11 protein-coding genes are annotated in these 12,973 nt (G+C 35.1%); 2 read left to right on the top strand and 9 right to left on the bottom strand.

Annotated features, from left to right (window positions below; translation table 11 throughout):
• The first annotated feature begins 77 nt into the window (after positions 1–77).
• A complete protein-coding gene (locus QMN76_RS01905; RefSeq protein ID WP_282023007.1) occupies positions 78–1,256 on the top strand; it encodes a hypothetical protein in 1,179 nt (392 codons plus the stop codon).
• Here the strand turns inward: QMN76_RS01905 and hflX are convergent.
• From hflX to dusB, 7 genes are read right to left on the bottom strand one after another with little or no spacing between them, the layout of a single operon-like run.
• Positions 1,253–2,545, bottom strand: a complete 1,293-nt coding sequence (gene hflX / locus QMN76_RS01900) for a GTPase HflX (protein ID WP_282023008.1) — start codon at positions 2,543–2,545, stop codon at positions 1,253–1,255. The two genes, QMN76_RS01905 and hflX, sit on opposite strands and share 4 nt — an antisense overlap.
• Positions 2,545–2,802 (bottom strand): RNA chaperone Hfq, encoded by a 258-nt coding sequence (hfq, locus tag QMN76_RS01895; RefSeq protein ID WP_034336970.1) that lies wholly within the window; start codon positions 2,800–2,802, stop codon positions 2,545–2,547. Before hfq ends, hflX begins: the two co-directional genes overlap by 1 nt.
• 9 nt (positions 2,803–2,811) lie before the next feature.
• The gene (ntrX, locus tag QMN76_RS01890) at positions 2,812–4,230 is read right to left on the bottom strand and encodes a nitrogen assimilation response regulator NtrX (RefSeq protein ID WP_282065647.1); all 1,419 of its coding nucleotides are present in this window, start codon (positions 4,228–4,230) and stop codon (positions 2,812–2,814) included.
• Between the two features lie 7 nt (positions 4,231–4,237).
• Positions 4,238–6,412 carry a sensor histidine kinase NtrY-like gene (locus tag QMN76_RS01885; protein ID WP_084051503.1) on the bottom strand — a complete coding sequence of 725 codons (2,175 nt, stop codon included), beginning with the start codon at positions 6,410–6,412 and terminating at the stop codon, positions 4,238–4,240.
• A gap of 40 nt (positions 6,413–6,452) precedes the next feature.
• Complete coding sequence (locus QMN76_RS01880) at positions 6,453–7,832, bottom strand: sigma 54-interacting transcriptional regulator (protein WP_282023010.1); 1,380 nt, start codon at positions 7,830–7,832, stop codon at positions 6,453–6,455.
• Positions 7,833–7,851: 19 nt separating this feature from the next.
• Entirely contained in the window at positions 7,852–8,934 is a 1,083-nt protein-coding gene (locus tag QMN76_RS01875) for a two-component system sensor histidine kinase NtrB (protein ID WP_034336980.1), read from the bottom strand.
• Positions 8,935–8,945: 11 nt separating this feature from the next.
• Complete coding sequence (dusB, locus tag QMN76_RS01870) at positions 8,946–9,983, bottom strand: tRNA dihydrouridine synthase DusB (protein ID WP_282023011.1); 1,038 nt, start codon at positions 9,981–9,983, stop codon at positions 8,946–8,948.
• A 130-nt stretch (positions 9,984–10,113) separates the two neighbouring features.
• Between dusB and QMN76_RS01865 the strand changes: the two genes are divergently transcribed.
• Positions 10,114–11,274 (top strand): bifunctional 2-C-methyl-D-erythritol 4-phosphate cytidylyltransferase/2-C-methyl-D-erythritol 2,4-cyclodiphosphate synthase, encoded by a 1,161-nt coding sequence (locus tag QMN76_RS01865; RefSeq protein WP_282023012.1) that lies wholly within the window; start codon positions 10,114–10,116, stop codon positions 11,272–11,274.
• A gap of 49 nt (positions 11,275–11,323) precedes the next feature.
• On the opposite strand, the gene QMN76_RS01860 is transcribed toward QMN76_RS01865, so the two are convergent.
• Together QMN76_RS01860 and QMN76_RS01855 are read right to left on the bottom strand one after the other, a co-directional pair.
• A complete protein-coding gene (locus QMN76_RS01860; RefSeq protein WP_282023013.1) occupies positions 11,324–12,109 on the bottom strand; it encodes a DUF3050 domain-containing protein in 786 nt (261 codons plus the stop codon).
• Between the two features lie 110 nt (positions 12,110–12,219).
• Positions 12,220–12,945 (bottom strand): ATP12 family chaperone protein, encoded by a 726-nt coding sequence (locus QMN76_RS01855; RefSeq protein ID WP_034336990.1) that lies wholly within the window; start codon positions 12,943–12,945, stop codon positions 12,220–12,222.
• Positions 12,946–12,973: the final 28 nt, after the last annotated feature.

The following is a 12,973-nucleotide window of genomic DNA, read 5'->3' as shown; positions in this document are numbered from 1 at the left end:
TAATTTTATACTTCTCCTTTTCCTAAATTTCAAAAATATAAATTTCATTTTTGATTTAATTAACTAATGGTTTTCACATGACTGTACCTCCCGCTATATCGAACGATTTAAAAGTATTTCCTGTACGAACGGCAAAACAACTGGATCTTTTTATTCGATTGCCGCGCTTATTATACAGTAAATATTCTGGTTATGTTCCTCCCTTGGATTTTGAAGAAAAAGCATTATTACATCCCAAAAAATCTGCTTTTTTTAGATATGGATCAGCTCAATATTTTCTTGCATATAAGAATAATGAACCCGTTGGGAGAATTTCCGCACAAATTGATCCAAATGCATTACGCCAATGGAAAGAACCGATTGGTTTGTTCGGTGCCTTAGATGCTATTGATGATGCAGAAGTTGTACAGCAACTTATTAATACTGCGATTACATGGTTGAAAAAACATGGCATGGAAAAAATTAGAGGCCCTTATACTCTTAATGCAAACTCGCAAGCTGGAGCAATGGTTGAAGGGCAAAATGAACCCCCTATGATTGCTATGCCATGGCATCCACAGTATTTGGTTAAACATATAGAGGCTGCGGGTTTATTCAAAGCTATGGATTTAGTTTCTTATCAAATGATTATGTCAAAAGAGATCAGACAAGCTCATAAAATTCCTTCAGGATTAAAAGTAGGATCAAGTCGTCTTGGTAATATCACAACTAGAAAATTGAATATGAAAGAAATTTCTCGTGATGGAGAAATTTTGCGTCAACTCTATAATGATGCTTGGGATGACACATGGGGATTTGTTCCTTTAACACCAACTGAAATGTCTATTTTAATCAGAGATTTAAAATTGATGCTCACACCAGATAACTATGTTTTGGTAGAGCAAAACAAAATGCCTGTCGCTGTTGCTTTGATGATCCCCAATATTTTTGATCTTTCAGAGGAAGTCGGCCCTTCACCTTCTATAATTGGATGGGGTAAATTGGGTTATAAAGCTTTACGTCATCAGTTTAAATCTGCTCGGGTTATTTTATTGGGAATCAGTCACTCAATCCGTGATACGGCGATGGGTGCGTTAATCCCTTCTCTTGTTATTGATGAGTTGTTTAATCGTGGTGAAGCTTTATCTTACAACATGATTGAATTAGGATGGATCTTAGAAAGTAATAAAGCGATGCGTAATTTGATTGAACGCCTTGCTCCAAAACCTTGTAAAACCCATCGTGTATTCGAAGCTCAATTAGATTGTAAAGACTAGTAAGAATAAAGCTGTTCAAAGCGTGCTTTGTTGGCTGGTGACAGTCTAACAAACACGGCTATATTCTTTTCATCATCTTGGCGTTGCAAAACTTCACCATGATCATAAAGCCATGATAATGCAGCACCATCATTAACAGGAATTGAATAGTTGGCTTCTTCCATTAATTTTGCCAAACGATCATCAATCATTTGAATAAGAGAAGATAAATTTTCACCTGTCAAAGCAGAAATACCAATAAAATCAGATGGTTTTTCAATCAAAGCAATATTTTCAATTAAATCAATTTTATTAAGTACTTCAATTGTGTTTTCTCGCCAATTTGCTTCAAGAATTTGATCTTTAACCATCATATCTAAAACAGAAAAGACATCTTGACGTTGATCGCTTGTTTCTGGATGAGAAATATCACGAACGTGAAGAATAATATCTGCTTCTGCTGTTTCTTCTAATGTTGCCCTAAAGGCGGCGATTAACTCTGTAGGCAAATCACTGATAAACCCTACCGTATCTGACAAGATAATTGTTTTACCAGAAGGAAGCTGTAATTTTCTCATCGTCGGGTCAAGCGTTGCAAATAACTGATCCTGAGCATGAACGTCTGCCCCCGTTAAGTGATTAAACAACGTAGATTTACCCGCATTCGTATATCCAATTAAAGCGACAATCGGAAAAGGAACCTTTTGTCTAGCTTTACGATGTAATCCTCGAGTACGGCGAACTTGCTCTAGATCTTTCTTTAATCGAATAATACGCTCATCAATAAGACGTCTATCTGCTTCAATCTGAGTTTCCCCAGGACCTCCCATAAATCCAAAACCACCTCGTTGGCGCTCTAAATGGGTCCATGATCTAACCAAACGACTACGTTGATATTGTAAATGAGCCAATTCAACCTGTAACGTTCCTTCTTTAGTTTGTGCACGTTCACCAAATATATCCAGAATCAAAGCTGTTCTGTCGATGACTTTACACTCTAAAGCTTTTTCAAGATTACGTTGCTGAATAGGGCTTAGTTTTGTATCGAAGATAGCAATTTCAATTTCGTTTTCTTCTATAGATTTTCTCAATTCTTCTATATGTCCCTGCCCGATTAATGTAGCAGAGCGATAAGAGCGTAAATTAATAATTTCTTGATATAAAATATCCAAGCGTATTGAAGAGACTAGCCCAATAGCTTCTTCTAATCTGGATTGTGAATTTCGATTATTCGATTGACGATTTGAAACATCCCAAGGAACAATGACTGCGGCACGTGTTTGTTGATGATCTAAATCAAAATCTGTCATTAATTATCTTTCAATTGCTCTTCTGGTGTATTAAACGGAAGTTGCACTGGTGTTGCAGGCATAATTGTACTTACTGCATGTTTATAAACAAGTTGAGAGTGACTATCTCTTCGTAATAGAATTGAGAAATTATCAAAACCAGAAACAATCCCTTGTAATTTAACCCCATTCACTAAAAAAACTGTGACTGAAACCTTAGATTTTCTAAGCTGATTTAGAAAAACATCTTGAATATTTTGATACGTATCTTTTGACACAATGAAACCTTATTGATTGTTATTGTTATTGTTATTGTTATTTTTTTCTTCTGAAGAAGTAACCCCTAATTGTTTTAGCTTACGATGAAGGGCACTGCGTTCCATTCCGACGAATCCTGCTGTTCGGCTGATATTTCCACCAAAACGCATAAGTTGAGCTTGTAAATATTGTGTTTCAAATAGATCTCTGGCCTCTCTAAGAGGCAAACTGATAATGTCAGTCTGCGTATCAACTTTTAATAGACCAGGAGCATTTTGACCAATATTGCTTGGGAGCATATCAGTACGAATAGCTTCACTGACATTTCCAGGCATCATAATCATCAATCGCTCCATCAGATTGCGTAATTCACGCACATTTCCTGGCCAATCATAGGTTTGTAGTGTGGTGAGCGCATCAGCTGACAAGTCAATCAAAGGAAGCCCTGTTAATTCAGAACAACGTTTTAAAAATAGTCTAGCAAGCTCTGGAATATCTTCACGTCGTTCCTTAAGGCTGGGAACTTTTAAAGGAACAACTGCAAGTCGATAATATAAATCTTCTCTGAAATTACCATTACTAATTTCAGTATTTAAATCTCTGTTGGTTGTTGCTATAACTCTTACGTCTACTTTTACGCGTGTAGAGCCACCAACACGTTGAAAAGTTTGATCTTGCAAAGCTCTGACAATTTTCCCTTGGGTTTCAAGAGGCATATCAGCCACTTCATCCAAAACCAAAGTCCCACCATGTGCTCTTTCAAGAACACCTGTTCTTCTTTGTTGGCTGCCATCAGCCGTTCCCTCAATTCCAAAGAGTTCTTCTTCGAAACGATTAGGAGACAAAATTGCACAATTTAAAACTAAAAATGGCCCACTTGCACGTTTTGATAGATTATGAATGGACCTAGCTGCAATTTCTTTACCTGTTCCAGGAGCACCAGAAATTAAAACTCTGGACCCAGTTGGTGCAACTTTGTCAATTTGACTTTTTAAAATGCTGATAGCTTGGCTTTGACCATCAAGTTGTATTTCTACTCCACTACGTATACGTAACTCAGCATTTTCTTGTGTTAATCTTGCGCTTTCTAATGCACGACGAACGACAACGAGTAAATGATCAGAAGTAAAGGGTTTTTCAATAAAATCGTACGCCCCATACTGTAATGCTGCAACTGCAGTTTCAATTGTTCCATGACCAGAGATCATAATAGTTGGAACTGCTGGTTTTTCATTTTGAATTAATTTCAAAATTTCCAAGCCATCCATTCTGGAACCTTGTAACCAAATATCCAGAATGACTAAAGAAGGTCTTCTTGCATGAAAAGCATTAATCGCAGAATCAGCATCCCCTGCGAGACGTGTTGAATATCCTTCATCTTGTAAAATTCCTTCGATAAGCATCCTGATATCAGGTTCATCATCGACGATTAGAATTTCATGCGCCATATTATCCTCATTTTTGAAAAGTCAAAATTGATGTTGTACCTTTTCCTTCGGCACGATCTTTTAATTGTAAGGTTCCTTTATGATCTTCCATAATTTTCTTTACAATCGCAAGGCCTAATCCTGTTCCCTTAGGTTTATGAGTAACATAAGGTTCTGTCAAACGTAATCTGTCTTCTTGAGGAAGACCAACGCCGTCATCACTTACGGATAAGCATATTTCATTTTTAGTTTCTTGTACTTTAATCCATATATTTCCTGTAATTTCTGATTCATTTTTATTATCTTTGTTAACCATACCAATAGCATCTGCAGCATTTTGGAACAAGTTTGTTAATGCTTGTCCTACCAATCTTTGATCACAATCTAAAAACGGACCATGGTCTGGTATGTCTACATGATAGGTAATTTCAGAGTGTGCATTTTGTTGTAAGATCAGAGTATCTTTAACAATTCGAGAAATATTATTTTCTTTCATTACAGGATGAGGCATTCGTGCAAAGGAAGAGAACTCATCCACCATCCGCCCAATATCGCCTACGTGACGTACAATAGTATCAATACATTGGCTAAATATATGGCTATCTGATTGAATTTCTTTAAGATATTTACGTTTTAAGCGCTCAGCGGATAATTGTATAGGGGTTAGTGGATTTTTAATTTCATGAGCAATTCGTCTGGCAATATCTGCCCAAGCAGCTTTTCTTTGTGCGGATTGTAGGTCTGTAATATCATCAAAGGTAATAACAAAACCTTCGATTTCGGAACCTTGAATTTCTGGGCCAATTTGTACTAATAAAACATGGCTTCCTGTTTGTGTTTGAATTTGTATTTCTTCTGGTTTTGATTGTTGAACATTATTTGTATTTTTATTTAAAAAATCTGTAAACTCTGGCACGATATCTGTAATTTTTTCTCCAACATGCTCGAATAAGTCAACATCTAGCAACTGATTTGCAGATCGATTCGGAAGCTCTATGGCCATTTTTTTATCTAATCCAATTACACCACTGGATACACCAAATAAAACTGCCTCGGTAAATCGCCTTCTATCATCAATTTGTTTATTTGCTTCGACTAACTCTGTGTGTTGAACAGCCAACTGATTCGTCATTTGATTAAAAGTGCGGGATAAATCAGTTAACTCGTCATCCTTATCTCGCTCAGGAACACTAACATTAAGATCCCCTTCGCTTACTCTCTTCGCAGCAAGCGTTAGAAACCCAATGGGTCGTGCGATTTGATTAGCAAGATATAGTCCTAATAGTACAGCTGCTGCCAAAACTAATAAAGCAACTAATCCAAAAATAATTATAAACATAATTTGTATTTTTGATTGATTAGCACTTAATAAATTATACTGATTAACGACCTTTTCAGTTTTGTACATGTGGTTTAAAATGTTTGGATCAACTGGACGAATAATCAATAACATTAAAGGCGGGGTATCATTTAAAGAAATTGCCGCCCTAACCGTTTCTTCGTCTGATGAATCGAGAATAGCCACATCGTTATGAGACATGAAACTTGTCGTTGTACGGGGTAAATTTTTAATATAAGAAATATTATTTAATAACCCTCCAGAGGCAATAATCTTTTGTGTAGAAGGATTATAAACAATAGCTGCATTTAATCCTCTTAACGTCGCTTGCGAATCAAGAATTTGATCTAAAACGCTGGGATCATCAAAGAGATCTTGCCCTGCTTGAGCTAAATTATTTTGCATTCCTTGAATATAATTAGCTAATGCAAAAGCCTCTGTGCGAATATTTGCATTATGTTCTTGCAAATATCCTCTTGAAGCTTGTAAAGCCTCATTTAAGGCGGTGCTAACACGATTATTAAACCAAATTTGTATACCATAATGAAATAAAATAGTTGCGAAAATACCGACTAAAATAGTGGGAAAAGTAGCAATAATTCCAAAGAGAACAACCAGTTTTACATGGAGCTTGGAGCCTGCCATTCCCCTGCGTCGCTCTGCAATAACACGCAAAATACGAACAAATAAAGTGGTTACTAATAACAATAAGACAAATAAATTTAATAAAGAAATTATTAGCTGTATATGATGCTTGTGTGAAGTAACGATCCCTCCAGACAAAAAAATAAAAGTAACCACACCAAAAAATAAAGCTAGTGCTACCAATGTTATAGTTGCTTTCCTGCCTGAAAGCCTTTCCATTAGCCTTAAGAGTGTTTGACGATTAACTTTACTAGACACATTAAGCCTTTATTTTGATATATGTAATATTAAAATCTTTAATTTTTTTTCGTAATGTATTTCGGTTAATACCTAAAATAGCAGCAGCTTTGATTTGATTACCTTCCGTTTCAATTAAAGTTTGCTCTATTAGTGGTTTTTCAACTTCAGCAACCATTTGACCATATAATTTATTAATTGGTAAGCCTTTATTTTCAAAAAAATAACGTCGAATGTGATCTTCAATAAATACAGACAAAGATAAAGTTTCGGATTGTTTTTTCTGAGACAATTTTTTTTGTAGACTTTTGGTGATCAAATCATCTTGTATCAATTGATTTGGATATAATGCAGCCAAGCGTACAACCAAATTTCGTAACTCACGAATATTACCTGGCCAGTGATAAGCTTTTAAAAGATTAATAGATTGTTCTGTTAATGTTGTAGAACTTGAATTTTCTTGTAAAAAATATTGGATTAATAAAGGAATATCTTCAGCACGATCCTTTAGTGGGGGCATGTACACGGGAATAATATTCAAACAATAATATAAATCTTCTCTAAATTTTTGATTCTGTACCAATGTGAATAAATCTTGGCGTGTAGATGCTATAATCCTCGTTGATAATTTCGAACCTTTACTATTATCTTTTAAAATTCTGATTAAACGTGTTTGAACTTCAATTGGCATTTCTCCTATTTCATCTAAAAATAGAGTGCCTTGAGCTGCTTGTGTTAAATATCCTGGTTGATAATTATCTGTATCTTCATTTCCAAATAGCTTATTTTCAATTTCACTGGCAGACATAGCCGTAATATTCAAGGATATAAAAGGATAATTTCGTCGATTGCCATAATGATGCAAAGTTTTTGCAACAGCTTCTTTACCTGTACCACTTTCCCCAGAAATAATGACGCTTAGATCAGAATTGATTAGGCGTGCAATCATACGATAAATATTTTGCATTACAGCAGATTTGCCAACCAGTGGTAGTGCTTCGGTAATTTCTGATTGTTTATTTACATTATTAGAAAGCGTTAACGCTTGTTGAACAGCATTAAGAAGTTTATCTAAGTCAAATGGTTTAGGTAAATATTCAAAAACACTTTCTTTTTCAGCTTGTAAAGCCGTTGATAAAGTTGAAAGCGCACTGATAATAATAATCGGTAAATCTGGATTAATCTCTTTAATCTTTGGGATGACTTCAAAAACATTTTTATCTGGCATTGAAACATCAGTAATAATGACGTCTCCTTTTCCAGCACAAACCCATTGCCATAACTCTGTAGCATTATCGGTCAGTTCTACATTATATTTTGCACGGTTCAATGCTTGCTTTAGGACGGTGCGAATAGAACGATCATCGTCGGCAACAAGAATTGTTGGAGCGTTTTGAAACATTATTAAAAATATCCAGGAGTTAAAAACCAGTAAGTGGTAAAAATATTTTTATATCAGTTTTACCTTTTTGGCTATGAATATCAATGATTCCTCCATGATCATTAATGATTTTTCCACAAAGTGCCAATCCCAATCCTGTTCCATTAGGTCGACTGCTGACAAAGGGCTCAAATAAACGTTGTTTGATAGAATCTGAAATGCCAGGACCATTATCACGAATAATGATCATCATAGGCAATGTTACTCTTTTTTTGGCTTTGGAAATATTCATAACCAAATGAGGTTCATATCCAATAATAAGCGTAATCTCTCCATCCTTACGCGTTGTACCAATAGCTTCAGCCGCATTTTTAATGAGATTAATAAAAACTTGGATTAATTGATCTTTATCAGCTTTTATCAATGGCAAAGAAGGATCATAAATAGTTTTGATAGGTATAGTGGAGGCAAATCCATTTTCAGCTATTTTTTTTACGTGTGCTAATACAGAGTAAATATTAACATCACTAATTTGCAAAGTTCGATTATAAAAAACGCCTGTTCGATCAACTAGGTTTTTAATTCTCTCGACCTCATTACAAATTAAGGTTGTAAGCTCTTTATCATTTTCATTTAAAGAATTCTCTAGTAATTGAGCAGCTCCTTTTATACCAGAGAGTGGATTTTTTATTTCGTGAGCAAGCAAAGCAGCCATATTTGCTACACTTCTAGAAACTTTATGGAAGCTTTCTTTTTCTTCAATTGTTTTAACAATTGAATAATCATGAAGACTGATCGTTATATAGTTTTCATTATTAATAAAAGGCGCAATATATAATGTTATTGGTTTAATGATCTGATTGTAAGTAAAAATATCGACTTCATATTCAACAATAGCCCTTTTTTTTGCTTTTACTTTTTTTATAAGGTCTGCAACGTCATAGGCTTTGGGGAAGAATGAGTAGAGAGAATATTGATGAAGGTTTTTTCTCGAAATCATTAAAAAATCTTCAGCAGCACCATTCATATATAAGATATTGTATTGATCATTTGCCACAATCAAAGGGGTTGGCAAGGATTCTATAATATCATAGCCATTCGAATCTTTAAGAGGTTCTTGCATTTTTACAAATATTAATGAAGTAAAGCTTCTTGTTGATGATGTTGAATATTTTGATCGTAAAAGGTCTGAATAGCTGTAATCACGTCTTCAGGATTATCCATTTGATTGATTGATGCCCTAAAAGCAGCCGAACCATGTAATCCAGCTGAATACCATGAAATATGTTTGCGTGATAATCTGACCCCGGAACGATCACCGTAATAAGATAACATACTGTTATAATGTTTTAATAAAATCTCTTTTTGTGCTGGCAAAGAAGGATCATCAAGGATTTCATGATGCGTAAAATAATGTCTTAATTGTGCAAGGAACCAAGGTTTTCCGTAACATCCCCTCCCAACCATTAAGCCATCTGCTCCAGACTGTTGAAGTGCGATTGTTGCTGTTTCAATATCAATAATATCTCCATTCACAATGATAGGAATAGAAACAGCTTCTTTGACGCTACGAATGAAAGCCCAATCGGCAGAACCACGATAAAGTTGTTGTCGAGTGCGACCATGAATCGTCACCATTTTAACTCCACAATCTTCCGCAATTTTCGAAAGTGCTGGCGCATTCAAAGATTGTTGATCCCACCCCATACGCATTTTCAGGGTCACTGGCACGTTAACTGCTTTGACAACAGCTTTTAAAATAGTTGCTGCTTTTTCTTCGTCCTGCATCAATGCTGAACCTGCTTGTTGACCAACGGCTACTTTTTTAACAGGGCAACCAAAATTAATATCAATGATATTTGCCCCATGATCCACAGCGATTCTAGCAGCTTCGGCCATTGCTGTGGGATCAGAACCTGCCAATTGTGTAGAATTTAAACCATCTGTAAGAGGCTCAGCCATTTGTAAAGTTGTTTTGTTTTCTCGAATAAGCGCCCAAGATGCAATCATTTCAGAAACGACCAGCCCTGCTCCGAATTCTTTTACCAATTTACGAAAAGGATAATCCGTTACCCCAGCCATAGGGGCAAGAATAATGGGAACATCTATAATTTTATCTTTGTCTAAACAAATTGGTTTTAATACAGGAATAGTTTTAGTAGAAATGGTCACAATCTTTTGCTTTCTTTACAATCACCTGGCAACATTATCATAATAGCTCTATTATTCAATCTTGAATAAAAGCTTATTCTTAAATAAAAACACTTAGTAAAATCTTCAATAAGTTGGATATCTTAATTTTATGCGTATAGCCCTTATTATCCTCGCAGCTGGTGTAGGAAAACGTTTCAATAAAGATGGAACTGTGCCAAAGCAATATATTCATTTGATGGGGCACCCTGTCATTTATCATGCCACAAAAGCTTTTTTACCTCACGTAACTTGTATTCAACCCGTTGGTGATCCCGATCAACTTTTATCTATTTTGGCACCTTTAAATAGTAACAAAATTTTACCTCCTATTATAGGTGGCGCCGAACGTCAAGACAGTGTTCGTGCAGGATTAGAAGCTCTAGCCAAGTTACCTGCTGAGAAGCAACCTGATATTGTGTTAGTTCACGACGGGGCCAGACCTAATATTTCTACCGATATTATTCTAAGAGTTGTTGAGGCTTTAAAAGATTACCCAGCAGCTATTCCTGCTATTCCTGTAGCAGAAACCTTAAAACGAAATAAAGATCAGTTCATAGAAGAAACTGTTTCTAGGGATAATTTATACAGGGCACAAACCCCTCAAGGGTTTCAGTTTCAGCCTTTCTTGACAATTCATAGGCAGGCCGCGGGTTCCAGCGCAACAGATGATGCTGCATTATTTGAAAATGTTGGTCTAAAGGTTGCTATAGTTCAAGGGGATGAAAATAATATAAAACTTACCTATCAGGAAGATTTAAAAAGACTGGAATGTTTAATGAGTAATATGATGTTACCCAGAGTTGGTGCTGGATTTGATGTGCACGCTTTTGAAAAAGGACGTCCTCTTCATTTATGTGGTATAGAGGTTCCTCATGAATTTGGGCTGGCTGGTCACTCTGATGCAGACGTTGGTTTACATGCATTGTGTGATGCAATTTATGGTGCCTTGGCAGAAGGAGACATTGGGGCTCATTTTCCACCATCTGATAATCAATGGAAAAATGCAGATAGTAAACAATTTTTAATTCATGCAGGTGAACGTGTACGCATACGTGGAGGAAAGATTATTAATATTGATCTAACTTTGATTTGTGAACGTCCCAAAATGCGCCCATATATTGATCAAATGCGCGAAAAAGTGGCAGAGCTTTTGCAAATTGAATTTTCTCGTGTTTCCGTAAAAGCAACAACAACTGAAAAACTTGGTTTTACAGGTAGAGAAGAAGGTATTGCTTGTCAGGCAATGACGAGTATTTTGTTACCAGAATAAACATGAGTAAGTAAGGTTTATTAAAAAACCTTACTACTTTATTTAAAAGTTATATTTTAGCGACACCAGAGGTTAAATCTGTATAGATTCCATCCCATAGATTAATTCGATGTTGAACAGCAGCTATGGCACTTTTTAATAAGGAGATATATTTTTCTGGGTTATCTTTTAAGTTGGAAATGATACTATTGACGGCTGGACCATGAGAATCGCCATCAAGTTCAATATGTCTGACTAAATAATACACAAATTTAGGATAATCTTCCTCTTTTAATCCCCATTCCTTTAGTAAATTACTAAACATTTCAGGAATAGCATCTTCTCGGCCATAAAAAAAAGAGCCAAGAACTTCATCTATACTGCCATTTATGGCTGTATTTAAATTATGGGTTACAAATTGTTTGACGTAATCAGGAATGTCTTGTTTAGCAACGATTTCGTTGAAATTCCCTTTTGGATTTTTTTCAAAATCACTTACCATAGTAAGAACTTGTTTAGGATCTGCTTGAACATCTTTCATCGCATGTAAATACATTTCGTAATGAGAGGCATGTGTTCCATCAAGGTTAACATCAGTTTCTTCGCCAAGAATAATATCATTCATAGCTCTTGCTGCTTTATTATTGCTTTTAGGAGTCCAAGGAATGGTTACGCATGTAAATTCTTGTTGCAGACGTTTTGCAAGGCTCATAAAGTCCCAAACAGCAAAAACATGATATTTCATGAAATAACGTAAATCATCAATTGTTTTAATATAGCTAAACAACTTATGATTTCTCATTTTATGATTAGCTTCTTTGAGTTCAGCTTCGTATGTTGAAATTTTATTTGACATCTTGTTTCTTCTTAAAAAATCTTATTTCTTTGTTCTAAAAACATACATTCTTAGTAGAATTATACTACTTTGAAAATGTCATAAATAAAATATATTTTTATTGTGAAATATTAATTTTTAGAAATTTTTAAAAACTCGAAAGAATCAATTAAATCTGCATTAATTTTCTTTAATCTTTCTTGTTGTTCTGTATCTTTTCCCCAAATTTCCGCCTGAATGGTTTCGTCAAGATAAGCATATTTAAAAGCTTGTTGTGTATTAATTTTACCTTCTTTTAAAGCAATAGTTAAAATCATACTTCCTAATAAAGGGATAGTAATAGCAAAAAAAGTTAACTCTGCATCATCAAGTTGCAAAAGGTAACGTTCAAAAATATTAATGACTTCTGGTTGTTGATTGATTGGCATGATTCCAGGTTGAATCTTTAGCTTGATTTGAAATTTATCCTCTATCCATTTTATCAAAGGAATCCATTTTTCTTGCTGTTGCACAATAAGTTTTTTGGGAGTTTCAGCATGATAACATAATAAATCCCCATTGACGTATGGCAGCAAAGCTTGAATATAAATTTGGCGATCAGGTGCAACTTTTTCAATCATTGTTCCTGTAATTTGGGTCATTGGTAAATCATCAAAAGAGAATGTATCGCCTTTTTTAGCCCCTGCTTTTCCCCATTCTTCAGCAATTTTTTCTGCTAATACATGATTTTGAACAAAAAGCTCTGTTTTTTTAGGTAATTTTACGGGACGTTTATCTAATAAAATTTGATATCCCATATCATTATGAACAATACTCACAGTTTCCCAAAAGCGACGTAATTTAATAACTTCACTCATAATGATATCTTATCCTTCTTAAACATTT

The sequence above is a fragment of the Commensalibacter papalotli (ex Botero et al. 2024) genome, assembly GCF_947179115.1.
Taxonomy (GTDB): domain Bacteria; phylum Pseudomonadota; class Alphaproteobacteria; order Acetobacterales; family Acetobacteraceae; genus Commensalibacter; species Commensalibacter papalotli.
The sequence above is the reverse complement of the archived record's forward strand: the minus strand, read 5'-3'. Positions and strand labels throughout refer to the sequence as shown.